At 68.2% G+C, this 24,600-nt stretch carries 24 protein-coding genes; 8 read left to right on the top strand and 16 right to left on the bottom strand.

What is annotated here, in order from left to right; genetic code table 11:
- Positions 1-94 precede the first annotated feature (94 nt).
- From AB0D53_RS17915 to AB0D53_RS17900, 4 genes are all read left to right on the top strand, one after another.
- Positions 95-2,524 carry a hypothetical protein gene (locus tag AB0D53_RS17915; protein ID WP_362446987.1) on the top strand — a complete coding sequence of 810 codons (2,430 nt, stop codon included), beginning with the start codon at positions 95-97 and terminating at the stop codon, positions 2,522-2,524.
- Between the two features lie 242 nt (positions 2,525-2,766).
- A complete protein-coding gene (locus AB0D53_RS17910) occupies positions 2,767-3,339 on the top strand; it encodes a dihydrofolate reductase family protein (protein WP_362446984.1) in 573 nt (190 codons plus the stop codon).
- A gap of 53 nt (positions 3,340-3,392) precedes the next feature.
- Positions 3,393-3,785, top strand: a complete 393-nt coding sequence (locus tag AB0D53_RS17905; protein WP_329818162.1) for an AraC family transcriptional regulator — start codon at positions 3,393-3,395, stop codon at positions 3,783-3,785.
- Between the two features lie 48 nt (positions 3,786-3,833).
- Entirely contained in the window at positions 3,834-4,244 is a 411-nt protein-coding gene (locus AB0D53_RS17900; protein ID WP_362446980.1) for a VOC family protein, read from the top strand.
- Positions 4,245-4,378: 134 nt separating this feature from the next.
- Here the strand turns inward: AB0D53_RS17900 and AB0D53_RS17895 are convergent, their stop codons facing one another.
- Entirely contained in the window at positions 4,379-4,933 is a 555-nt protein-coding gene (locus AB0D53_RS17895; RefSeq protein WP_362446977.1) for an ATP-binding protein, read from the bottom strand.
- A 318-nt stretch (positions 4,934-5,251) separates the two neighbouring features.
- Here AB0D53_RS17895 and AB0D53_RS17890 point away from each other — a divergent pair, with 318 nt between their 5' ends.
- Both AB0D53_RS17890 and AB0D53_RS17885 read left to right on the top strand, forming a co-directional pair.
- Positions 5,252-6,103, top strand: a complete 852-nt coding sequence (locus AB0D53_RS17890) for a helix-turn-helix transcriptional regulator (RefSeq protein WP_362446974.1) — start codon at positions 5,252-5,254, stop codon at positions 6,101-6,103.
- Positions 6,104-6,114: 11 nt separating this feature from the next.
- On the top strand, positions 6,115-6,306 hold the full coding sequence (locus AB0D53_RS17885) for a hypothetical protein (RefSeq protein ID WP_329818166.1): 192 nt from the start codon (positions 6,115-6,117) through the stop codon (positions 6,304-6,306).
- Between the two features lie 62 nt (positions 6,307-6,368).
- Here AB0D53_RS17885 and AB0D53_RS17880 read toward each other — a convergent pair whose 3' ends face one another.
- From AB0D53_RS17880 to AB0D53_RS17810, 15 genes are all read right to left on the bottom strand, one after another.
- The gene (locus AB0D53_RS17880; protein WP_362446971.1) at positions 6,369-7,265 is read right to left on the bottom strand and encodes a helix-turn-helix domain-containing GNAT family N-acetyltransferase; all 897 of its coding nucleotides are present in this window, start codon (positions 7,263-7,265) and stop codon (positions 6,369-6,371) included.
- 125 nt (positions 7,266-7,390) lie between these two features.
- Positions 7,391-8,026, bottom strand: coding sequence for an OmpA family protein (locus AB0D53_RS17875; protein ID WP_362447095.1), 636 nt, complete (start codon positions 8,024-8,026; stop codon positions 7,391-7,393).
- 23 nt (positions 8,027-8,049) lie between these two features.
- Positions 8,050-8,664, bottom strand: coding sequence for a hypothetical protein (locus AB0D53_RS17870; protein WP_362446968.1), 615 nt, complete (start codon positions 8,662-8,664; stop codon positions 8,050-8,052).
- Between the two features lie 31 nt (positions 8,665-8,695).
- Positions 8,696-9,310: a pilus assembly protein TadG-related protein gene (locus AB0D53_RS17865; protein WP_362446965.1), complete on the bottom strand. Its 615-nt coding sequence runs from the start codon at positions 9,308-9,310 to the stop codon at positions 8,696-8,698.
- On the bottom strand, positions 9,310-9,540 hold the full coding sequence (locus tag AB0D53_RS17860; protein ID WP_329818171.1) for a hypothetical protein: 231 nt from the start codon (positions 9,538-9,540) through the stop codon (positions 9,310-9,312). Before AB0D53_RS17860 ends, AB0D53_RS17865 begins: the two co-directional genes overlap by 1 nt.
- Before the next feature lie 245 nt (positions 9,541-9,785).
- Entirely contained in the window at positions 9,786-10,883 is a 1,098-nt protein-coding gene (locus tag AB0D53_RS17855; RefSeq protein ID WP_362446961.1) for a response regulator transcription factor, read from the bottom strand.
- 53 nt (positions 10,884-10,936) lie between these two features.
- Complete coding sequence (locus tag AB0D53_RS17850) at positions 10,937-12,253, bottom strand: histidine kinase (protein ID WP_362446958.1); 1,317 nt, start codon at positions 12,251-12,253, stop codon at positions 10,937-10,939.
- Between the two features lie 51 nt (positions 12,254-12,304).
- The gene (locus tag AB0D53_RS17845; RefSeq protein ID WP_362447092.1) at positions 12,305-13,192 is read right to left on the bottom strand and encodes a DUF5936 domain-containing protein; all 888 of its coding nucleotides are present in this window, start codon (positions 13,190-13,192) and stop codon (positions 12,305-12,307) included.
- A gap of 14 nt (positions 13,193-13,206) precedes the next feature.
- Positions 13,207-14,145 (bottom strand): type II secretion system F family protein, encoded by a 939-nt coding sequence (locus tag AB0D53_RS17840; RefSeq protein WP_362446955.1) that lies wholly within the window; start codon positions 14,143-14,145, stop codon positions 13,207-13,209.
- Between the two features lie 10 nt (positions 14,146-14,155).
- A complete protein-coding gene (locus AB0D53_RS17835) occupies positions 14,156-15,493 on the bottom strand; it encodes a CpaF family protein (protein WP_329818175.1) in 1,338 nt (445 codons plus the stop codon).
- Positions 15,494-15,552: 59 nt separating this feature from the next.
- Positions 15,553-15,951: a TadE family protein gene (locus AB0D53_RS17830; RefSeq protein WP_362446952.1), complete on the bottom strand. Its 399-nt coding sequence runs from the start codon at positions 15,949-15,951 to the stop codon at positions 15,553-15,555.
- On the bottom strand, positions 15,948-16,340 hold the full coding sequence (locus AB0D53_RS17825) for a TadE/TadG family type IV pilus assembly protein (protein WP_362446950.1): 393 nt from the start codon (positions 16,338-16,340) through the stop codon (positions 15,948-15,950). The genes AB0D53_RS17830 and AB0D53_RS17825 overlap by 4 nt, the downstream gene beginning before the upstream one ends.
- Before the next feature lie 90 nt (positions 16,341-16,430).
- Positions 16,431-17,726 (bottom strand): AAA family ATPase, encoded by a 1,296-nt coding sequence (locus AB0D53_RS17820; protein WP_362446947.1) that lies wholly within the window; start codon positions 17,724-17,726, stop codon positions 16,431-16,433.
- Positions 17,727-17,733: 7 nt separating this feature from the next.
- Entirely contained in the window at positions 17,734-18,441 is a 708-nt protein-coding gene (gene cpaB, locus AB0D53_RS17815; protein ID WP_329818179.1) for a Flp pilus assembly protein CpaB, read from the bottom strand.
- Between the two features lie 75 nt (positions 18,442-18,516).
- Positions 18,517-19,383: a hypothetical protein gene (locus AB0D53_RS17810; protein WP_362446943.1), complete on the bottom strand. Its 867-nt coding sequence runs from the start codon at positions 19,381-19,383 to the stop codon at positions 18,517-18,519.
- 760 nt (positions 19,384-20,143) lie between these two features.
- Between AB0D53_RS17810 and AB0D53_RS17805 the strand changes: the two genes are divergently transcribed.
- Both AB0D53_RS17805 and AB0D53_RS17800 read left to right on the top strand, forming a co-directional pair.
- Positions 20,144-21,811: a glycoside hydrolase family 18 protein gene (locus tag AB0D53_RS17805; protein ID WP_362447089.1), complete on the top strand. Its 1,668-nt coding sequence runs from the start codon at positions 20,144-20,146 to the stop codon at positions 21,809-21,811.
- A 269-nt stretch (positions 21,812-22,080) separates the two neighbouring features.
- Positions 22,081-24,378, top strand: coding sequence for a serine/threonine-protein kinase (locus AB0D53_RS17800; protein WP_362446940.1), 2,298 nt, complete (start codon positions 22,081-22,083; stop codon positions 24,376-24,378).
- Positions 24,379-24,600: the final 222 nt, after the last annotated feature.

Below are 24,600 nucleotides of genomic sequence, written 5' to 3'. Positions count from 1 at the left end.
AGGGTGATGGGCGCGGCGCGTACATGTCACGGGGGCCTCATCGTGCCGCCCACACACCCCCTCCAGCCCCCATCAGTGAGGGAAGAGCGGCACCTTGAACAGAACTCTGCACATACCGAAGCGCTGGCGGATCGCCGCCCGCTTGACCGCGGCCCTCGGCCTGGCCGGGGCCGTGACGCTCACGGGGCTTCCCGGCAGCCCGGTCGAGACCGCTTCCGCCGCGCCCACGGCCAAGCTCAGGCCGGGCACCGGGAAGCGCTGCGACCAGAAGCACCTGGGCAGGACCTACGACAAGACGCCGTCCAACTCCGGATTCCCCTCCGGAACGACGAACTTCGACAAGTGGGCCGGCAACCCGAAGAACTTCAACTACCCATTGCCGGGCAAGGCGTTCGACGGCCTGAAGGCCCCGACGGCGGCCGAGAAGGCCAAGGCCCTGTCCAAGGACCCCGACCCGGAGAAGAACGTCGACGCCTGGGAGGCCCAGGCCAAGGCGTCGGGGAACCCCGCCGACAAGGCGATGGAGATCTACGCCCGCTACCTGTCCAAGCAGCGCCCGCAGACCTTCGAGCGCTGGTTCGACAAGATCTACATCCGCAACGAGATCAACAACAGCAAGGGCGCCTCCTTCGAAGGACGCCTGGTCAAGGACTTCAACCTCGTCGGCCCCGACTGGCTGTGCGAGGTGTACGTGGACATCTTCGACGAGAACGGCAAGAAGACCGGGTACCGCAAGTACGACGCGTACAACAAGGTCAGCAAGGAGTTCAACGAGTTCAAGTCCAACAGCGTGCTGCGCAACAAGCAGCTCGGCCAGGACCGGATCATCGCCCGGTCCATGCCCGACCACACCTTCCGCTACTCCGGTGCCAAGAACTTCAGCGCCGGGCAGATCAAGAAGATCAACGACTTCAACGCCGAAGTCGAGCGGATGCGGCCGGGCAGGACCAACCAGGTGCGCGGCTTCCAGCGCCAGTACAACGCGATCCCGCAGACCAAGCCCATCCGCGGCTACTCGCAGTACGACCGCTGGTTCGCCCCCGGCTGCGCCGGCAGCGGCACACCGACGCTCCAGGCCGCGGCCGCCTCCTCGTGCGGAACCCGCGGACCGGTCAACGACCGGATCCGGGAGTCCGGGCGCACCCTGGAGGAGGCCAAGCGCTTCCAGGCCGAGGCCCGGCGTCTCGACACCCGCGGCACGCTTCCCCGGGGCGGCCCGGGCGGTGTCGACTTCACCACGCTCGAACTGCGTTACGTCGGCGGCCTGGCCAAGGGCAAGGGCATGGAGTACTCCATGAAGGCCGACATGATGCCCGACCCGGACAACAACCCGGGCTTCGGCGGCGAGGCCAACATGACCCTCGCCTCGGACTCGCTGTTCACCTGGCTGGCGCTCACGCCCGAGAAGTTCTGGGTCAATCTGAACCCGGACCAGCCGGACAAGATCATGGACAGTTCGTTCGCGAAGACGGACGCGGGCCGGGTCCTGTTGGAGGCCGACCTGGAGATGAAGCACGACTTCGCCGCGGCCATCAACCCGGAGAAGTTCGACTCCGCCAAGCGCTTCTGGGACAACGCACCGCGCCGGGACGGCATGCCCTGCTTCCCCGAGGTGCGCCTGTGGATCGAGCCGGAGCCGGCGCAGGTCCGCGAGCAGGACGGCGGGATCTACATCCTCGACGCGCCGCTGAAGGTGTCCACCGAGTGGATGGACATGGACTGGTCGGTGCCGGGCGCCCGTGAGTGCAAGCTGACCGATCCGGAAAAGCGTGCGAGCGAGACCCTGCTGCGGACGAACGTGATGCCGGAGGTCGACAGGCGGGTCAACAACGACCCGAAATACGCGGACCTGCGACGCGTCTACACCTCCCGTGTCGCCGCGGAGTGGATCCGCCTGCAGGACGCGAAGAAGGAGACCGACTTCCGCCCGATCATCAACAGCAACAAGGTCGACCGGTGGCCGCTGCGCGCCCCCAACGAGGCGTGGACCAAGCAGGGGACGTACGACCGGTACATGAAGTCTCTGCGCGAAGGCGTCGAGTGGTTCAAGCTGGAGTACGGCGGCCAGGTCTACAACCAGGGCGTCGGCGGTGTGGACTTCTCCAAGTCGCCGAAGCGCAACATCACCCGTACCCGGTTCAACGTGGAGAACCGGACCCTGGACACCACCACCAGGACGTCCCTGACGTCGGACGACACGTCCTACCGGGACACCGACATCCTCTACATGGGCAGCGACTCGGTGGGTGACACCGGCGGCGCCGACCCCACCCCGACACCGACCCCCACCCATCCCGAGCCGACCGACCCGCCGTCCAGGCCGGCACCGTCTCCGTCCCCGTCCCACCCGGCGGGCGGCGACCACAACAAGCCGACCCCGCAGGGCAAGGCCCCGGAGGGCAACCTCGCCCACACCGGCTCCGACACCCCCGTCGGCCTGCTCTCCGCCCTCGCCGCGGCGGTCGTCGCGGTCGGCGGAGGACTGGTGTGGTGGATGCGCCGACGCCGTACGGGAACGAGCTGACCGGGCAGGCACCGGCACGGCGCACCTGAGCACCTGAGCACCTGAGCACCCGATCGACGGGCCCCATTCCCTGACTCAAGGGGGTGGGGCCCCGATCGTCCGCATCCCCGATCGGAGATCATTGATCATTGATCGCTGATCACTGATCGTTTTGGCAACCACCGATGAGTCTCGCCACGATCGGCAGTCATCAAGCAGTAGACAGTTGATGCACCGCACCACGTGACCTCGGGAGACTCCAGATGCGCACCCTGATCAGCACCGCCTTCATCTCGCTCGACGGAGTGGTGGAGGCCCCGGGCGGGGAGCCCGGCTACCGGAACTCGGGGTGGACCTTCAAGGACATCGAGTTCGTCCCGGAGGCCTTCGAGATCAAGGGCCGCGAGCAGCAGGAAGCCGCCGCGATGATGATGGGCCGGGTCAGCTACGAGGCGTTCAGCCCGGTCTGGCCGGACATGGCGGACTTCGCCGACTACAAGCTGATGCCGAAGTACGTCGTCTCCACCACCCTCACCGAGGACGACCTGGTCCAGAACTGGGGCGAGACCACGATCCTGCGCTCGCTCGACGAGATCGCCGCGCTGAAGGAGACCGAGGGCGGCCCGATCATCATCCACGGCAGCGCCACCCTCAACCGTGCCCTCTCGGACGCCGGCCTGATCGACCGCTATCACCTCCTGGTCTTCCCCCTCCTCCTCGGAGCGGGCAAGCGCCTGTTCAGCGACGCGGACAAGGACAGCCAGAAGCTGAAGCTCGTCGAGCACGAGGCGTACTCCAACGGCCTGCAGAAGAACGTCTTCGACGTCGTCCGCTGAAGCCCGGAGGACTCCGGCCAGCGGATGCGGATGCCGTGTGGTGTCATGGCTCCGTGAACCGCGCCGTGGAAGAGACCAACCGCCGGATGCTCAGGGCGCGGGATGCGATGGACCGCGCCTATGCGCAGCCGCTGGACGTCCCGGCCCTGGCCCGGATCGCGCACGTGTCCCAGGCGCACTTCACCCGTACGTTCCGGGCCACGTTCGGCGAGACACCCCACCGCTACCTGCAGCGCCGCCGGGTCGAGCGCGCGATGTTCCTCCTGCGGGAGACCGACCGCAGTGTGACGGACATCTGCTACGAGGTCGGCTTCGGCAGCCCGGGGACGTTCAGCCGCACGTTCCACGACATCGTCGGCCGGTCGCCGAGAACGTACCGCAAGGAAGCGACGCCGACGGGCGTCCCGATATGTTTCACCATGGCATGGATGCGGCCGAGCACCTGAGCAGATTTGGATAAGTTTTCTCCGAGTGTGCCCCGTAGCGTGATGCACATGTTCAACGCCATCACACATTCACAGATTTACGTCCTCGACCAGGACGAGGCCCTCGACTTCTACGTCGGCAAGCTCGGCCTGGAGGTCGCAGCCGACGTCGACATGGGCATCATGCGCTGGCTGACCGTCAGTGTCCCCGGCCACCCCGAGCGCCAGATCATGCTGGAGAAGCCGGGCGCCCCCGCCATGTCCGAGGAAACGGCCCAGCAGGTACGCGAGCTGGTGACCAAGGGCGCGATGGGCGGCTGGCTCATCTTCACCACGGACGACTGCCGCAAGACGTACGAGACGCTGCTGGCCCAGGGCGTCGAGTTCACCGAGGAGCCCACGGACCGCCCGTACGGAACCGACTGCGGCCTGCGCGACCCCTTCGGCAACCGCATCCGCTTCACCCAGCTGAAGAGCTGAGCACCTTCCCGATCGCGCAGCGGGGGCCGGAGCGGACACGCTCCGGCCCCCGCGCATATGTTGCCCGGGCGGGCGCGGACGACGACCGCTGCGGCCTCGCCGAGGGCTCTGACCGATCTGTTCAGGGGGCGGTGTCAGCGAGGCAACTGCACCCACGACTTGGTGCCGCGCTGCGGCAGCTTGGCCTCGCCCGATCCCCACTCCCCGCCCCAGTCGTCCACCACGGCCGCCAGCAGCCAGAGCGCCCGCCGACGCCGGGCTTCGCAGAGCGTGGCCAGGTCGGGTTCGGCGTGATGCGGATGCTGGTCCCACACCAGGAGTCGTACGGCGTCGTCCCGCTGACGCAGCGAGACGTAGAGCTCCTTCCCCGGGCTCATCCTGGCGGTGACCGCGACCAGCTCGTCCACGGCATGCGTGGCCGGCCAGACGTACGGGGCGAGCCCGTGCGCCTCCAGCGCGGCGCCGACCACGGTCCGCCCGATGAACGCGCTGCGGACGTCACCCGGCAACGTGAAACTCAGCCCGAGCCCACGCCCGGAACGGCCCTTCGGGCGGAGATAGGGCCGGGGGTGCGGCTGCGGGTTCGTTCGCAGGGTGGCCTGCGGATACGGGTACGGATACGTGAACGGGACCGGCATACGTGTCTCGGCGGCGGCCGGACAGAGTGCGGCGATCGGAGATGAGTGCATGGCTGACTCCCCTGATGTGAGTGGTGAGTTGGCGGTGTCTCTCGTTTCGCGTGGGCGCGCACGGGTGGCTCACCTGTTGTGTTGCGGACGAGCAGTGGCCTGTCTCCCTGACGCGGGACCGCCCCTCCCAGGGCAGGAGGTTGCGGGCAGGACCGCGTGATGCACTTCCGGCTCGTCTTGACTGGGTGAGCGGTGCGTCACCTAACGTAGTACTCAGAGGGCAAAATTACCCCTCTCTATCGGAGAATGAACCCTTTCGTGGTCGAGCGGGACGCGCAAGCGGCAGACTGCCGATGACCGCATGCGGAAAGGAACGGCATGGCAGCAAGGACGTCTCCTACCGAACGTCAGAGGCGGCTCGGCGCCGAGCTGCGAAGGATGCGCACATCGGCCGACGTCTCAGCCGAGTACGCGGCCGGCCTGCTCGGCGTGGACCGGGGCAAGATCTCGAACATCGAGGCCGGAACCCGTCCCATCAGCCCCGATCGACTGCGCACTCTGGCCTGCAACTGCGACTGCACCGACGCCAAGTACGTCGAAGCACTTGTCGAGATGGCCCAGTCACGCGGACGCAGCTGGTGGGAGAGATATCGAGGACTGCTTCCCCAAGGTCTTCTCGACATTGCGGAATTGGAGATGTGCGCGGTACGCATGCGAGCTGCCTACTCCGTACACATGCCAGGCCTCCTGCAGACCTCGGACCATGCCCTGGCCCTGTTCCGCGTGGTGATCCCCCAGCTGCCGGAGCGAGAGATTGCGCTCAGGCTTGCACATCGCGCGGAACGGCAGGAGATCCTGAACGGGGAGAAGCCGCCTCCGTACACAGGCATCGTGCACGAGGCAGCACTCCGCATGCAGTTCGGCGGCCGCACCGTGGCGCGCGCCCAACTGGAGCACTTGCTGAACAAGTCCGAGCAGCCGAACATCACACTGCTGGTCATCCCCTTCGAAGCGGGCGCGTTCCCCGGTGCCGGACAGACCGTCCTGTACACAGAGGGGCCTGTACCTCAGCTCGACACTGTGCAGATCGACAACTCGCACGGGCCCGTCTTTGTCCACTCCGACGTCCAATTGGCAAAGTACCGCGCCCACCTGGACTGGATGGAAGGGATTGCGCTGTCGCCGGTCGAGTCGCGGGCCTTCATCCACAACATCGCACGCCAACTCTGAGGAGATACCCCATGCCGGACGTCAATTGGGAAGACTCGTTCTGTGGCGAAGGAAACTCTTGCTACCGGATAGGAACCGATGAGGCGGGCAACAGCTATGTCGCCGTCGCGGGTTCCGAGGATCACTTCCTCACCGACAGCCGCGAAGCCCTCCAGCAGCTGATCCGCGACATCAAGGCCGGCAAGGCCGACCACCTGCTGTAGACAGAAACAGCCGGGCACCGCGATGCGCTCGCGGTGCCCGGCCCTTGCATGGCCACCCGCCGTCACCCCGACGACGATGCGCCGATCCGCTTCTCGAACCAGTGGTGGGCGTACGGCTCGTCGTTGAAGGCGGCGACTTCCTGGAAGCCGGAGGAGTGGTACAGGCTGATCGCGGCGCCGAGCGCCTTGTTGGTGTCCAGCCGCAATGTGTCACAGCCGTGTTGGGCGGCCCGCGCCTCCAGTTCGGCCAGGAACCTACGGCCGAGGCCGAGCCGGCGGGCATCGGGGGCGACCCACATGCGCTTGATCTCCGCCGGTGCGCCGGTCGGCAGTTTCAGACCAGCGCAGCCGATGGGTTCGCCGTGCAGCCGGGCGACCAGGAACAGGCCCCGGTCCGGGCGGAGTTCACCCGCGTCGGGCAGCAGGCTGCGCGCGGGGTCGAATCCGGTCTCGAAGAGCCCGCGCACCTCGGCGAAGTAGGCCGACAGGCAGTACGTGGCATCGGGGTGGTCGGGGTCGACGACATCCAGCGTGACGGTCGCCGCGGTGAGCAACCGGTCGACCTCGGCCATGGCCGCGACCAGCCGGGCGCGCTGTGCAGCGTTCAGCGGCTCAAGGAGGGAGCCGGCCAGTTCGTCGCTACGGACATCGAGCAGGGCGTGCTCCGCCTGCCCCTTCTCGGTGAGCCGCACGCTGCGTACACGCCTGTCGCGAGGTTGCGGCTCCACTTTCACCAGGCCGTCGGCCTCAAGGGAACGCAGCAGCCGGCTGACGTAACCGGAATCGAGCCCGAGACGCTCACGCAGGCGCCGCACGTCCTGACCCTGCTCACCGATCTCCCAGAGCAGCCGGGCCTCGCCGACAGGCCGGTCGCGGCCCAGGTAGCGGTCGTGGAGCACGCCCACACGTTCGGTGACGGTGCGGTTGAACCGGCGCACCTGATCGATTTGCGCATCCATTCTCTGACTCTAGTCAGAGAATGATGTGCGAGGCCAGTCGAGTGCAAAAGGAACTCCTGCCGCAAGCAAAGGGCCCGGCACCGCGATGTGCTCGCGGTACCGGGCCCCAGCTGTGGCGCGGTTCCTCAGGAAGACGTGCTGCGCGGGAAGGAGACCTCCACGCGACGGTTCTTCTTGCGGCCCTCTTCCGTGCTGTTGTCGGCGATCGGGTACTGCTCGCCGTAGCCACGGATCTCAAAGGTGACGGTCGAGCCGAGATCCTTCACCAACACCGCCTGCACCGCGTTGGCGCGCTGCTTGGACAGCACGTCACCGTGGGCCGACGAACCGAGGTTGTCGGTGAAGCCGAAGACACGCACCTTGGTGGCGTTCTGCTTCTTGATCTCGGCCGCGATGGCGGCGATACGGGAGTTGGCCGCGGAACTCAGCTTCGCGCTGTCCTTGCCGAACAGAACCTCGGCCTGGAGCGCGAACTTGATGCTCGCGTTGCTGTCCTCGCGACGCTCTTCGCCGCCCATGTCCTCGACGACCTGGATGATGTCGAGGACCTTGGCGGGGGCGAGCGTGGCACCGTCGACCATCTTGAGGTCGGGGTCCTTGCCGTCCACAGCTACCGGCGGAGCCGCAGATGCCTCGGTACCCGGCGGTACGCTCGGTCCGTCATCGGCCAGAGCGGCCGAGGCGCCCATGACGGATGTGCCGGCCATCAGCACTACCGCCGCAATGGTCATGCCTGCCAGTTGAATCGGACCACTCCGCATGCAGGTGTATGTCATCTCGCCCGTCACCCGGAGATCTTCAGCGACGTGGTGGCGAACGTCGGCAGGTTGAAGTCGACCTCGGTCGTCGCAGCGGGCGGCGCCGGGAACTGCATGAATACCGGGACCGACGCGCCGGGCTGGACAGCGGACATCCCGGTCGTGCACAGGCAACGACCATCGGTGTCCCGGAGGATGTAGTAGCGCTTCTTCCCGGCCTTGTCCACGAGCGTCGCCCCACCGACGGAGTTCAGGTTCTTGCTGACGATGGCGGCCTCGCCGCCGGCCCAGGCGGACGGGTTGACCACGGTCTGGCCCTGGTTCTTCAACTCGCCCTGAACCGTGACGAAGCCGCCGGAGTCCCGCTTGACCTGATTGACGACCAGCAGCATGTTCTTGTCGCCCCTGGCCTCAGCGAGCTTCACATTCGGGTCCACGTTCTCGCCGGCCGCGGTGTCCTCCTGCTTCTGCCCCTTGTCCTCGTCGGAGGCCTTCGGGGACGCGGGGGAAGACGGCGAACCGGTGTCCTTCGTCCCTCCGCCGTCGTCGGCACCGCAGCCGGTGACGGCCAGGGCCAGTGCCGCCGTCATCGAGACGGCTGCCACTACCCTTCGGGACTTGATGGAGCGCCGAATGCTCATCGCTTCTGATTCCTTTACTCGTCGTTCACTGTCAACTGTCGACCAGGTGCACGTCAAAGAGAATCTTGCTCACCTGCTCCCAGGGCGGGGGGCTGCTCGGGCTGATCTGGAGCATCTCCCCTCCCCTGCACGAGAAGAAGTACATGTCCTGGACGGTGTCGTCGTTGTAGTCGACGGACCTCCACGTGGGGCAGCGCCACTCGATGACGGCGGTGGCGTGCCCCTTGGCGAACGTGCGCTTCATGCCGGGAACAACAGACGCACCCACAGGCTTGAGAGTCTTGACGTCAACCCTGATCTTGTCCCGCTCGCCGCCGGGCATGGGAACACATCCGGGCGGGGTGAGCTTCGCGTCGTTCTCTGCGGCCATCGCCTGCGCCGCAGGGCATCCCGTGACCGGGTGCGCCTGGAGGAACATGTCCAGCATGCTCTCGGGAAGAGAAGCGAGGAACGGGCCTTCCAGCTGCTCGCGGGACTGCTGAGCGGCAGCCAGCGCGGCAGCATCTGCCGCGCCCTGGGCCCCATTGCGCAAGGCAGCGGCCTTGCCGACGGTAAAGAAGGCAAACGCGAGGAAGAGCAGGCCCGCCACCATCACAACATAGATGGGGAAAGCCTGCCCTGCCTCGCCGCGAAGCTTCGCGGTCATTAGCCGGCCTTGATCTGCGACACCAGGTCGGAGATCTTGCTCGAGATCGAGCCGCCGATGCCGGAGGCCGCGATCGCGCCGATGATCGCCACGACCACCAGGATGATGCCCAGGTACTCGAACGCCGTCTGGCCGCGGTCCTTGGCCTCGTAGCGCTTCTGGATCGCGCTGACCGTGGTGTTGGCCCAGCCGTTGATGCGAACGGCGGTCTTCAGGGTGATGTTCGACATGGTGATCCCCTCCGGGTTCGGCCGACCGGTAGCCGGCCGACTCGCAAGTTTCTTGGGTGTCGCCTGCGGTACCGGCTTCCTCCTGGCCGGTGCCGCTGGCGACATGAGAAACATACGGCGGCGCGACCCGCACGCCGGAGGGTCCCAGGACCCATTCCCGGGCCCAAAGCGTCAGTTGGGTCTGCGGCACCCCTACATGTCGCCAGGGCCCATTTCCCGTCACGGCTACGTTCACGCTCTTCTGCTCAGCCACGGTGACCACCGGCCTCGCGAACTCCGCCGCCCGTGGAGGGGGCCGTGCCGAGCCAGCGGGCGATGGCCTCGCTACGGCTCGCGCTGTGCAGCTTGGTGAAGATGCGGTTGATGTGGTTCTTGACCGTCTTCTCGCTGATGAAGCAGGTGGCGGCGATCTGCTGATTGCTCATGCCGGAAGCGATCAGCTCCATGACCTCCACCTCCCTCGAACTCAGCCCGTACTGCTGCCTGTTGAGCTTCGCACCCGGTTCCCCGGTCATGGAAGACTGTGCCACAACTGGTTGCAGATGCGAAAGACCCTGCGATGCTCGAACGGGTCGCGGCGCAGGTGGAGACGGTTCGGGCCTGGGTATATGTGCAGGCGCACCGTGTTGCTGAACGGAACTCGGGCCGTGGCCGTCGTACCCGGGCCCCTGGTACGGAACGCCCGTGGTCAGAGCCGTCCCGAGCCCCTCGGGGAGCGGTCGTCCCTGTGTGCCCGGCCCCTGGCGCATGTGGGCGAGGAGGGCGTTCGCCGCGGTGGCGGTGAAGTGGGCCCGGCCGTCCTTCGTGTCGCGTACGGCCTGCACCAGCTGATCGGCCGTGAACTCGCCGTGGACCAGATAGCCGCTCGCGCCCAGGCGCAGCGCCTCGTGGACGATCTCGTTCTCACGGCTGTAGGTCAGCATCATCACGGGCGCGATCCGCACGAGGTGCGGCAGTGCGGAGATGCCGTCCACGCCGGGCATCCGGACATCGAGCAGGACGACGTCAGGACGGTGCTGGACGGCCATGTCGTAGGCCTGGCGCCCGTCCGTCGCCTCCGCGACGACTTCGATGTCGTCGCGGCCGGAGAGCAGGACGCCGAGGCCGGCCCGGACCACCGGGTTGTCGTCGGCGACGACGACCCTCAGGGCACCGGGCACGGCCATGGGTGCCGCCGCGGGAAAGGGGGACATGGGCTCGGATGCCGCGGGCTGCTGGGAGACGGGGAACGCGTGGGAGCTGGGCTCCGAGGTGAGTGGTGTGACGTGCGGGGACGTGTGCTGGGACGCGTGGTGCTGTGCGGCCCAGTTCTGGCCCGACGCGCGGGAGACGTCGTCCGGCATCTGCGACCTCCTCTCAAGGGTCTGATGGGGGGTGAGGGTGAAGACTGAGCGGTTCAGTCGGGCTGCTCCGCGCCGGCAGTGGCGAGCAGAGCGGCGATCGGGAGTTCCAGGCGGACCTCGGTGCCCTTGGTCGCCTTCCCCTTTCCGATACGGATTCGGGCGCCGATGGAGGCGGCCCGCTCGACCATTCCGACCAGGCCGAAGTGCCCGGCGTGCCGGAGGTCGTCGAGCGTGGTGCCCGGGGGCAGGCCGCGCCCGTCGTCGTACACGCTGACGCGCAGGACATCGCCCTTCACACCTGCGAGTACGACGAGGTAGGTGGGTTGTGCGTGACGGTGGGCGTTCTCCATCGCCTCGGAGGCGATGGTGAGCAGCTGCCGGGCGACCACCTGTGGGACCTGTGGGATCGGGATGTCGTTGAGGAGCCGGAAGGTGGCGGTGAGTTCGTGGCGTCGGGTGAAGTCGTCGGCGCGGGCCCGGAGCTCGCGTGTCACGTCCACGTCTCCGTCCAGTCCGGACTCGCGGCGCAGGTCGGAGAGGAGCTCACGGGACTCGGCGGCGGCCCGGCGGGCGGCACGGGCGACCAGTTCGGCCTGGTGCTTGACGGTGAGCGGGTCCATCCGGTCGGAGGACATCGCCAGGCCGTCGGCCGCCAGCGCCAGGCCGTGCAGGGTCTTGGCCACCGAGTCGTGCATCTCCCGGGCGAGACGGGCGCGTTCGCCCTCCACCGCCTCGCTGACGGCCAGCCGTGCCTTGGTCTCGGTGAGGGCCTGACTGGCGGAACCGAAGCGGAGGAGGAGGTTACGCAACGTGACTCCCACCGCTCCGGCTATCACGCAGAAACCGGGAAGGAGAAAGGCCGTCGCGCCCGCAGCCTCCAGCCTCGGGTCGGTCCCGTACACACCGAGGACGATCGCGGTCTGGAGCGCCGCGAAGATGGCGGCACCCCGCCAGCCGTGGACCAGCCCGGCCAGCATCGGGGTGCACACGGTGACGTAGGCGAGAGTGGATTCCGGGGAGGCGGTGATCAGCAGCAGGGCACCGAAGAAGGCGTCGATGCCGAGCAGCCAGGGGTGACGCAGCAGAACCGGGCCGAAGCGCTCCCAGTCACGGAAGAGCACGTAGCTGCCCATGAAGGTGACGAGGATGGCCGAGCCGATCAGCCAGGTGGCCAGGCCCGCGGCCGTGTGATCGATGGCGAACGGTGTGGCGACGGCAATCATGGCGAGCCGGAAGCCGAAGACCTGGCGGCACATCGCCTGGAGCGCGTTGAGCTGGATCGCGAACGCCGGTCGTGCCCCGGGGTCGGCGATCGCCTGACGCACCTGCGCGTTCAGTCCCGACTGGATGCTGCCGAGTTGGAACGACATGAACGTCTCACCTCCCCTCGGCGGATCTGCCCACCGTCCGCCTCGTTCACGTCATCCGCCCATGAGGGTGCTGAAGTCGACGTTGACCCCGTAGACGAAGCCGACCGTCAGCATCACGAGCGTTCCGGGGAGAAGGAACGTGGTGACGGCGAAGGTCGCCTTGGGAACGGCCCTGGCCGCCTTCCGGCGGGCGTTCTGGGCATCCGTGCGCCGCATGTCGTTGGCTATCTGGATCAGCGTCTCGACGATCGGCGCACCGAGTTCCTCGCCCTGCTGGAGCGTGGTCACGAACATCGCGACCTGCTCCGAGTCATTGCGCTTGCGCAGCTGCTCGAACGCCTCGCGGCGGCTGACGCCCATGTCCATCTGACGCAGGGTGATGCGCAGCTCGTCGGCCCAGGGACCCTCGTACTTGTCGGCGACCCGGGCCAGTGCCTGCCGGAAGCCGAGACCGGCGGAGACCACGACGGCGAGCACGTCGAGGAAGTCCGGAAGCGTCCGGTCGATGTGGTCGCGCCGGATGCGGACCGCGGACCAGATGCCGACCTCGACCCAGAACAGTCCGAAGGCGATCAGCGCCAGGGAGAGCAGGACCTGCCCGCGGATGATCATTGAGAAGGCGCCGAGCAGGCCGAGTGCACCGTAGACGGCTCGGCGGGCAGCGTAACGGTCGATGGTCAGACCGCCGGGGTTACCCGCCATGTCGATCTGGCGGCGCTTCTTGTTGACCGCCTTGGGGCCCATCATCCGAAGCACCATGGGGGCCCAGCGCATGCCGAGACGGTCGATGCCGGAGCCGACCGCACTGGTACGGGTCGAGCCGACTTCCAGAGCGATCGCAAGGTCACCGGGGAGTTTCGCGTCGGCACGGTACATGCGGACGCCCGCGATGGCTCCGAAGACCGCGAGTCCTATGACGGCTGCCAGCAGCAGGTCCATGTGTGCGCCGCCCATCAGACGTCGATCCTGGAGAGGCGTCGGATCACTATGAACCCGATCGCGTAAAGGGCAAGGGAGACGATCACCGCCACCTGGCCGATGAACGCCCCGGTCATACGGTCGAGAGCGCCGGGCATGACCGCGTTCATCAGGAGCATGGCGCCCAGGCCGAAGGCGGGAACGGCGTAGGCCGTGACCGTCACCTGGGAGAGCTGGGTCTTGACCTCGCGCCGGGTCTCCTTGCGCTCCTCCAATGTCTCGGTGAGGTTGCGCAGCGAGCTGACGACCGTACCGCCGGCCCGGTTGGAGAGGACCAGGGTGGTCACGAGGACGACGAGCTCGCGGGAGGGCAGGCGGTCGGTGAGTTCGCTCATCGCGTCCTCAAGGGGCTCGCCCACGGCGAGACGCCGGGAAACCCTTGCCAGTTCCTCACCGGCCGGGTCCTCCATCTCATCCGCCGCCATGCCGATGGACGTACGCAGCGCCAGGCCGGCCTGGGTGGCGTTGGCCAGGATGCGGGCGAGCTCGGGAAGCTGGTTGATGAAGTGTTCGGTGCGCTTGGTCCGCTGCCAGTTCAGGAAGGCGTTGGTTCCCCAGAGGCCGATGAGCGCGGCGACCGGACCGAAGAAGCTGGCGAGCATGGCCGAAGCGATCATCCAGAGCCCGGCCAGGGCGACGACGGCGTAGACGAAGAACTCGCCCGGGGTGATCTCAAGGCCGGTGGCGGCCAGTTTCAGTTCGAGCTTCCGGCCCAGGCCGGTCTTCCGCAGCCGGCTGTCCAGTGCCCGAAACCGGCGACGGCGGCCCGCCTCCGGTATGTGCCCGGTGTGCGAGAGCCGGTCCACCAGGGCGTCCCGGTCGGCCCTGCCACCGCTGTAGGCGTGCAGACCCGCGACGCCGGTGACACCGGCGAGCAGCGTGACGCCGATGGAGAGAAGAGGGAGATTCGTCATGGCTCGGTACCTAGTTGGCCTCTCGGGTGGCGAGCTGTTCGGCGGATTCGGCAACCCCGAAGGCCTGCGGGATGGGCTGGCTGGCCATGTAGAGGCGCTCGGCGATCTTGCGCGGAATCGGGAGGTACTTGAACTCGCCGTTGATCCGTCCTTCGGCGTCCATGGGCTGGGCGTCGAACCGGGCAACGGACACGATGCGGTAGGGGTCCCTGCCGTGTGAGTCGAGAACGGCGATCTCGGTGATCTTGCGGGAACCGTCGGCGTGGCGGGTGAGCTGGACGATCACGTCGACGGCGCTGTTGATCTGGTCGTGCAGCGCCTCGAACGGGATCTCGATCTCCGACATCGAGGCCAGGGTCTGCAGACGCATGAGCGCGTCCTCGGCGTTGTTGGCGTGGACGGTGGCGAGCGAGCCGTCGTGACCGGTCGACATGGCCTGGAGCATGTCGAGCGACTCGCCGCCACGGACCTCACCGACGACGATGCGGTCGGGACGCATACGCAGGGAGTTGCGGACCAGGTCACGGATGGTGATCTGGCCCTTCCCCTCGACGTTCGCCGGCCGGGACTCCAGCCGGATGACGTGGCTCTGCTGGAGCTGGAGCTCCGCGGAGTCCTCGATGGTGACGATGCGCTCGCTGTCGGGGATCAGGCCGGAGAGCGCGTTGAGGAGTGTCGTCTTCCCGGTACCGGTGGCTCCGGAGACGATCACGTTGAGTTTCGCCTGGACGAGCCCGGACAGCAGAATCAGCATCTGGTCGTCGAGCGAGCCGACGTTGATCATTTCCTGGAGGGTGAAGGCCCTCGGGAACCGTCGGATGGTGAGCGTCGCACCGGTGAGCGAGAGCGGCGGGATGATGACGTTGACACGCTCACCACTGGGTAGACGCGCGTCAACCATGGGGTTTGACTCGTCGACGCGGCGGTTGACCGTCGACACGATGCGTTCGATCGTCTGCATCAGCTGCTCGTGCGAACTGAAACGCATCGGCAGTTTCTCGACCTTGCCGCTGCGCTCGACGAAGATCTGGTCCGGTCCGTTCACCATGATTTCGGTGATGGACGCGTCCTCGAGGAGCGGCTCCAGAATGCCGAGCCCGAGGGCCTCGTCGACGACCCGGCGGATCAGCTGGGTGCGTTCGACGGTCGAGAGGACCGGCCCTTCGCGGCTGATGATGTGGCTGAGCACGCGCTCCAGCCGCGCTCGCCGGTCTGCGGCGGCGAGCGACGACATCTCGGCCAGGTCGATCTCTTCGAGCAGCTTGGCGCGGTAGGTGGCCACCATGTGGCTGTCCTCCCGCGCCCCGCCGTTCTTCTCGGGGGCGGTCATGCGTGCCCGCAGACTCATTGCGTAACTCCTCGCTCAGACGTGCTTGTAGTGCTCCGGTGTTGCGATGCGGGCCCCGCTCACCCTCGCGGCATGGTGGAACTCCGGCTGGCCCAACCCCAGTCGTCGATTCCGGGCACGACGGAGGGAATCCGCACGCGAGTGGTGTACGTGACGTCGCCGGATCCACCGTGGCGCCTGAACTTCGAGTTCTTGTGGCTTCCGAGCCAGTCGCTCATCGCGTCGCGCCCCGCCTGCTCGGAATCCCCGCGCGACATGTCCTGGGTGGCGGTACGCGCGGCCGCGCGAGCACCCGTGCCCGCCTGGTTGGCGGCGTAGGCCGCGACCCCCAGCTGAATCGCGAAGAGGCCCACCAGGAGCAGCAGCGGGATGAAACCCATGTACTCGATGGCGACCTGCCCGCGGTCCCGGCGGGTTGCGGCGGTCTTCCGGTCCGGTGTGTGTGCGCGCATGCTCATCGCTCGGCCTCCAGCGGTGACGCGGCGTTGCCCTCGATGGTCATCGGCCAGTTGAGTACTCCGGGTACCAGTACCGGCACCCGCAGCTTCACCGTGGCCTTGTACAGCGCGCCGGAGCTCTCGCACTTCGTCCGCTTCATGGACTCCCGCCAGACCGTCGGCAGGTCTTCCTCGGCCGCGTCCCGGCATGCCTGTCCACGCATGCTCTGTGCGATGGCACCCTTGTGCGCCGCCTGGTCCGCCGAGTTCCCCGCCAGGGAGAACGTGTAGCCGATCAGCGCGCACTGCCACAGCGCGATCAGCAGCAGGATGATCAGCGGTGTGACGCCCAGGAACTCGATCGCGGTCTGCCCCCGGTCACGCCCACGGCCGAGGAGACGGGCGCGCATTCCGTCCCCGGCCGGGGCGGCGTCACCGTAACGCCTTCCCCGTATCTCCGTGTCTTTCGTCTCGGTAAGTGCCATTGGTCAACTTGCCCCCTAGGTCGTCGGCCGTTTCCTGGAGTCGCCGTCGCGGTCGCGTCGGCGCCCGATCGAGCCTCGGTCGTTCTTGAACTTCGCGCCGGTCTTCACGCCGGTCTTCGCGCCGTTCTTCTCCTTCTCAGGAACCTTGACGATGCCGAGCTCGCCCGCAAGGGCCCAGAGGGCCTGTTTGACCGTGCTCTTGGAGTCGAGTTCGTGCAGCCGGCCGGCGTCGACGACGGCCTGGAGTTCCTTGAAGTTCGCCGGAATCGCGGTGTTGGCCGTGCTGGTGCCGGTGATCTTCTCGATCAGCTGCGGCTGGATCTCGGTGTTGCGGATGAAGCGGTTGACGACGGTGACCGTCTCCTCCGCCTTGCGGATCTGGAGCCGGTCCCACATCCGTACGACTCGCTTGGCGCCGCGCACCGCGATCACATCGGGTGTGGTGACCAGCAGTGCCGTGTCTGCCATCTCGATGGCCGCCGCGCTGGCGCCCTGGAGCTGGCTGCCGCAGTCGACGATCAGGACCTCGTAGCGCGAGCGCATGGCGCTGACGATCTGCCGGGCCGAGCGGTCGCTGACCTCCTCGGCGCTCTCGCCCTCGCTGGGTGCCAGGAGCAGCGCCAGTCCGGTGCCGTGGCTGAACACGGCGTCGGACAGGACGCGCGGCGATATGTCGGTGATCGTCGACAGGTCGACGATGGACCGCCGGAACTGCACATCGAGGTACGAGCCGATGTCACCGGCCTGGAGGTCCATGTCGACCAGGGCGACGCTGCGCCCGGACGCCTGGGCCGCCAGGGCTATCTGTACGGCGGTGAGGGTGGTCCCGACACCGCCCTTGGCGCCGCTGACGGTGATGACCGTACCGCCGGGACCGGTGAAGACATCGTTCCCGGTGGTCAGGTGGCGGCGGACTCCGACGGACCATTGGGCCGCGGATTGAACCCTGTTGGCCAATTCCTCGTAGCTGAGGGGGAGGGTGACGACGCCTCGTGCGCCCGACTCCATCGCGTTCGAGAACAGACCGGGGGTGACATCGGCGGTGATCAGCACGACCCCTATGGCGGGGAAGCGCAGGGAGACCTCCCGGATCAGTTCCAGGGCCGGCACCGGTCCGATCCGCTCGTGGACCAGCACGACCTCGGGCAGATCGTCGAGCGACTCGCCCGCGAGGCGGGCGAGGGTGTCGATGAGCTGGGTCGAGTCGCTGACCGGAGCAGCGGGCTCCGCCTCGGGGAGCTGGCTGAGCAGGGTGGTGACGGATCTGGCCGCGTCGACGTCACCGACGGCCGGGAGGATCCTCGTGGTCATTCGATCCTCACTTGTCCTTGTCGAGCGTGTAGGTGCGGTCGCCCGGACGGATGGTGCTGTCGCTGCCGGAGGCGAGGAGCGCGAGGCGTACGTGCTCCGCGAAGGACTCGGCGTAGGCGATGCGCTGGGTGTCGAGCGTGTTGAGCGCGAAGGTGATCGGCACGGCCTCGGTGCCCATGTTGGACTTGCCGTCGTGGTTGGGCTCCAGGGCGGTCAGCTTGCCGACGTCCAGGACCTTGGCGTTGGAGACGATGACCTTCGACTGGGAGGGATCGCCGTCGCGCTCACCGGCGAAGGTGGCGTAGATGTTGACGGTGGCGCCGGGGGTGATCTTGCCCGCGACACCGGTCGCGGCGTCGATCATGATGGCGATCTCCTGCTCCCCGGGCTGCAGTTCGGGGCGGCGCTGCATCATGTCGGACTGGAGCAGGGAGCCCTTGCGCAGCTGGGTGACGGCGATCTTGCCGTTCACCTCGGAGAGATCGGTGACCGCGTTCTGGGACAGCCAGCGCTTGGGCATCGAGATCTTCTCGAACTGCCCGGAGGACAGTGCGGTATAGGGCGCTACGTCGGACTTCAGCTGGTAGGCCGAGACCTCCGGCCCGACCTTGGAGTTGACATCGCTGATCACCGAGAGCACGCCGGCGAAGGCGCCGAAGGCGCACAGAACCGACAAAAGCAGGAGTATCACGCCGCGGCGCTGACGGGAGTTCATGGGCCGGACAACCTCGTTCGATTCGGATGCTTGGGGCAGCGGACAGAAGGGCGTCTACGGAGGAAAGCGGAAGCGCTAGGACTGCGGTGGTGCGAGCGCTCCATGGCTGAGGACACCGGCAGAGTGCATTCGGTTCTCGGCTGCGGGTAGCGGGGAGGAGCAGAACCCGCAGCGGTCACCGATGAGTTCCATTCCGCACCAGTGGCAGTTCTCACGGCGTACGGAGGCCACCAATTGGTACAGGACGGAGATGTCTGGCAGGTAGGCGGCGAATTCCACCAGTTTTCCGGTTCCCCACCATGCCGGGGATTCGGACGGAAGTGCGGACTCGTGAATGGACTGGACCTGCCACGCGGGCGCGAGGGTCTCCTTCACCCACTCCGACTGGGACTGCCCTTTGGCAGTCATCAGGTGGGTGCCGAATTCGGGTCCGGTCGGCGGGTCGGCCTTCGGGCCGACCCTGACGAGCTGCGGTTCGGGTCCCGCGACCACGGCGAACAGCGAGCCGGGCACCCAGGACTTCGCATGGGTCCTGAGGTCGACCGGGACCCGGTCGAACTTGGTGACGGAGTGGAGCAGGGCGCCCGCGTGGATGTAGTGCGTCAGCAGCCGGGCGGCGGAGGCGACCACTCCGGGGCTGAAGTCACAGATGGACAACTGGCGCAGCTGCCTGACGAGTACGGCGACGCCCAGCGGCGGGAGGTCCACCTTCACCAGGGCGATGCGGTCGCTCTCCAGGACCGAGCGCACGGAGTAGAGCCGGCGCTCGTGCGCGGGCGAGATGCCGGACGGATAGACGGCGACTACATAGCCGTGCTGTTCGAGCAGCACGTGCATGTCACCGATGGCCATCTCCAGCGCCTGGGCATCGGGTGCCTGCAGCAGGGCGGCTGTCGGTGTCTGCTGATCGGTCGGAGGTAGTACCAAGTCAGCACTGGTCACTGCTATTGCGGTCGGCACGCTGTTCCCCGTTTCGGCTCCGGCCGGACGCCGGTCATGACGTCGGCCGCAATCGCTCCTGCTCCGCGGTTCTGCCTCAGCACTTTATCCACGTCTTACCTGGCAGAGAACACTTTTCGGAGGCCAGTCCGACAACATGTGCGAGGCGCCCGCGTAACGCCTGAGTGCTAAATCGGATCAAATCGAAAATGGTCAACTTCTGTACAACTGCGGAGGGTTACGGGTCCACCTCCCGGCCACCTTGCCCCGGGAATTCATCCGCGCACGTCAGCGCGGATACGGAACCTTGCGCACCGGCTTCGCGCCGGGGGCCGGATCGTCACTGTCCGAGCACCCCGCCTCTTCACCCGTGCGCGACCCCGAGAGGTCAACAAAACGTCAATTCACAGGCGCGCCGCCTGGACTTCGACGGCCCGCGGAGGCCACCGCGGGGCGCAAGCGGAGCACGCACGGACACATCCGGCGGACACGATCACCGCAGGTCTCGTTGCCAGAGGTCTTGACAACTTGATTGGTCTGGACCAGTTTATCGGCCAGCGGTGGCCACCGTTCCTCAACTCCACATCCCCTTCTTCTCCCCGTCACCTCCAGGACGGTCCGGAGTACCGCCGGTCCCCCGCCGGCTCCTCCCCGGGCACCCCCGGCAGGCATCCCCAACTCCCCACGGAGGCAGCAAGTGGAACGTTCCCCCCTCAGCGGCCACAGAATCCACAGGCGCCGCCGAATCCGGCTCGGCGCCACCATGGCCGTCCTCGCGGCCGGCGCGCTGACCGCCACGGGTCTCGCCGGAAGCGCCCAGGCCGCCGACATCAACGTCGCCAAGAACGCCGGCTTCGAGTCCGGGCTCGCCAACTGGTCCTGTACGGGCGGCAGCGGCACCACGGTCTCCTCCCCCGTGCACGGCGGCACCGCCGCCCTCAAGGCCACACCGGCCGGCCAGGACAACGCGCGGTGCACGCAGACCGTGGCCGTGAAGCCCAACTCGACGTACACGCTCAGCTCCTGGGTACAGGGCGGGTACGCGTACCTCGGCGCGAGCGGCACCGGCACCACCGATGTGTCGACCTGGTCCCCCGGCTCCGGCGACTGGACGCAGCTCACCACCACCTTCAAGACCGGCGCGAGCACCACCTCGGTCGACGTCTACACGCACGGCTGGTACGGGCAGTCCGCCTATCTGGTGGACGACGTCTCGGTCAACGGCCCCGACGGCGGGGGCGGCACCGACCCGGAGCCGACCATTCCGTCCGCCCCGGCCGGGCTCGCGGTCGGCGCGACCACCTCCTCCTCCGTGTCCCTGTCCTGGAACGCGGTGTCCGGCGCGACCGGCTACACCGTCTACCGGGACGGCCAGAAGGCGACCACGGCCACCGGGAACTCGACGACCGTCACCGGGCTGGCAGCCGACACGGCGTACCAGTTCGCGGTGACCGCCACCAACGCGGCCGGCGAGTCCGTCAAGTCGACGACGGTCAGCGGCCGTACGGCCAAGGAGGGCGGCGGAAACCCCAACCCCGGCACCTCCGTCCCCAAGCATGCGGTGACCGGCTACTGGCAGAACTTCAACAACGGCGCGACCGTGCAGAAGCTCAGTGACGTACCCGCGAACTACGACATCATCGCGGTCTCCTTCGCCGACGCCACCACCACGCCGGGCGCCGTCACCTTCAACCTGGACACGGCGGGCCTGAACGGCTACACCGTCGACCAGTTCAAGGCCGACGTCAGGGCGAAGCAGGCGGCCGGGAAGAACGTCATCATCTCGGTCGGCGGCGAGAAGGGCTCCATCTCGGTCAACAGCGACGCCTCCGCGACCAACTTCGCGAACTCGGTCTACTCGCTCATCCAGGAGTACGGCTTCAACGGCGTCGACATCGACCTGGAGAACGGCCTCAACTCCACGTACATGACGAAGGCACTGCGCTCGCTCTCGCAGAAGGCGGGCTCGGGCCTCGTCATCACGATGGCCCCGCAGACCATCGACATGCAGTCCACCGGGGGCGAGTACTTCAAGACGGCACTCGGCATCAAGGACATCCTGACCGTCGTCAACACGCAGTTCTACAACAGCGGTTCGATGCTCGGCTGCGACGGCAAGGTGTACTCGCAGGGCTCGGTGGACTTCCTCACCGCGCTCGCCTGCATCCAGCTGGAGGGCGGCCTCGACCCGTCGCAGGTCGGCCTCGGTGTGCCCGCCTCCCCGAGCGGCGCGGGCAGCGGCTACGTCTCGCCCTCGGTCGTGAACGCGGCCCTGGACTGCCTGGCCGCCGGCACCAACTGCGGCACGTTCAAGCCCTCGAAGACGTACCCCGGCATCCGGGGCGCGATGACCTGGTCGACCAACTGGGACGCCAAGTCGGGCAACGCCTGGTCGAACGCGGTGGCCCCGCACGTGCACGGCCTGCCGTAACCAACGGCCGGTGCGTGACCGGCGCCTGGTACGCACCACACTGCCGGTGCGCACCACACGGCAGGCGGCCCCGACCGCCCGCCGGCATCAATGACCAGCAGCGCCGCCGCTCCCCCGGCGGCGCTGCTGCACGTTCCGGGTCCGGCGGCCGTCCGGCTCCTGTCCCGGACCGGCAACAGAGTGTCCGGGACTTCCCTCATTCCATGGCCGTTCGAGCGCACACGTGGCACCGTTGTCGGGCTCGACGGTGATGCGACAGGGGGAGAGTCATGGCCGGGGCGCGGGTGCAGGCACTGGGCGCGGACGATCCGGAGACGCTCGGACCGTACCGGCTGATCGGACGGCTGGCGTCCGGTGGCATGGGGCGGATCTATCTGGCGCGCGGCGGAGAACGCGGCGGCCGGGGGCTCGTCGCCGTGAAGACGCTGCTGGCCGAGGGGAGCGTCAGCCACACCGACCGGCGGCGCTTCGCGCGCGAGGTGTCGCTCGCGCAGCGGGTCGACAGCGCGTACACGGCGCGCGTACGGGACTCCGACGCGGACGCCGAGCGGCCGTGGATGGCCATCGACTACATCGCCGCACCCTCGCTCGCCGAACTCGTCCGCACCTGTGGGGTGCTGCCCGCTTCAGCCGTACGGTGGATCGCCGCCGGGACGGCGGAGGCGCTGGTCACCCTGCACGGCCTGGGCATCGTCCATCGCGATGTGAAGCCGCAGAACGTGCTGCTGCCGCTGGACGGCCCCCGGGTCATCGACTTCGGCATCTCGCACGCCAGCGACCTCACGCTCACCGGGCTCACGCTCGGCACGATCGCCTTCACCTCTCCCGAGCAGGCGCGCGGCGAGGCGTCGACGGCGGCCTCGGACGTGTACTCGCTGGGCGCGACGCTCTTCCTGCTCGCCACGGGACGGCCGCCGTACGCCTCGGACGGCGACACCCTGCGGTTGCTGGCCCGCGTCCAGCGCGGTGAACTCGACCTCGACGGACTGCCCAAGGAACTCGTCGCGACGATCCGGCCCTGTCTCGCCGCCGACCCGGCCGGGCGCCCGACCCCCGCCGCACTGCTCGCCCGCTTCCGCCGGGACCAGGCGGGCCTGCCCGCGTCGCACAGCGGTACCCGCTGGCTGCCCCCGCGGTGGACGGAACTGATCGGTGCGTACGCGACCCAGGGCCTGGAACTCGCGAACGCCCGCCCCGCGAACCCGGCGGCCCCGACCGTCGACGCACCCACGAACGTGGTGCCGCCGCCCCGCCCGACGATGGTCTACACGGAGGAGCGCAAGGCCCGCGCCGCCCGCGACCGCGCCCGCCGCGACCGTACGCGCCAGGAGCTGGCGGCGCTCGCGGAGCTGGCGGAGCGGCAGCGGGCGGAGCAGGCCGAACGGGAGCGTGAGGAGCGCGAACGGGCCGAACGGGCCGAACGCGCCGAACAGGAAAGCGCGGAGCGCGAAAGGGCGCAGGCGGCCCGCCAGGAGGCACAGCGCGCCGAGCGGGAGCGCGCGGAGGCCGCCCGCCAGGAGGCCGCGCGCGCCGAGCGGCAACGGGCCGCGCAGGAACAGGCCCGGCGGGAGGCGGCCGCGCGGGAGCGGGCCGAGAGGCAGCGCGCGCAGGAGGCCGCCCGCGCCGAGCAGGCGATCCGCGCCGCGCGTGCGCGGGCGGCCGCATCCTCCGGCAACGCCGCATCCTCCAACGCCTCGGCCGGCAACGCCTCGTCCGCCGGGGGCACGACGCGCCCGTCGGGCGGCTCCTCGGGCAGCTCCTCGAACTGGGGCTGGCTGATCGCCGTCGCCGTCGTCGTCGCCCTGGTGATCTGGCAGCCCTGGGACACGTCGGGGAAGGCGGGCGGCAGCGGCGGCTCCTCCGCCGGCACCACCACTTCCGGTGCCGTCACATCCGGCAGCGGTCTCGACACCCACTCCGACGAGAACACCGGCACCGGCGACAGGAGCGACGGCTCCGGGGGCACCTCGGACGAGTCGGACAGCACCTTCGACGAGCCGACCCCGACCCCGACCCCCACACCCACACCCACACCGACCCCGACCTCGACCCCGACCCCCACACCGACACCCGACGCCACCGACCGGGCGTTCCGCGCCGTGAGCGCCGGCGACTGTCTCAATGTGTACGGCGACGGGCACGGCAAGATGAGCGCCACGACCCCGGTCCGGGTCAACTGCCGTGCCTGGAACGCCTATATGCATGTCAACCGGGTCACCTCGCAGTCCGGGGAATCCAGCTCCTGCGACACGGGGCAGGGCTTCACCTGGTGGCACAAGTCCGGTGTGGACGGTATCGAGCGCACGCTCTGCCTCGACCGGGTCTACCAGGTGGGCCAGTGCTTCCCCGCGCAGGTCCAGGGGGCCGTCAACGCCGATCTGACGGTGGTGCTGTCCTGCAACTCGTCGACCGTCCCCCGGGCCGGCCAGTCCATCCTCCGGATCACCGGGTACTACCGGGCGCCCTCGGCCGGGACCAACTGGACCTGCCCGGCAGGGAGCGGGCAGCGGTTCTGGTACTGGCAGGTGAACAACGGCCGGAGCATCATCTGCGCCTCGGCGGCCTGACCGGGCGCGCCCCGGCACCCCGCCCGCACTCCGGCGCGGCGGAGGCGCCGGTCACCCTCCACCGGGGTGCGGGCCTGCTCCGGCGCGCTGCGGGACGGGGACGTGCCTGGGACGGGGACGTGCCTGGGGCGGGGACGTGCTCGGCCCGGGCACGGGTGCGGACCCCTGTCCGTGCTGATCCGTCCGTTGCTGATCTGTCCGTTGCCGGTCCGTCCGTTGCCG

The organism is Streptomyces sp. NPDC048295 (genome assembly GCF_040652135.1).
Taxonomy (GTDB): domain Bacteria; phylum Actinomycetota; class Actinomycetes; order Streptomycetales; family Streptomycetaceae; genus Streptomyces.
This window is presented reverse-complemented; position numbering and strand designations above follow the sequence as displayed.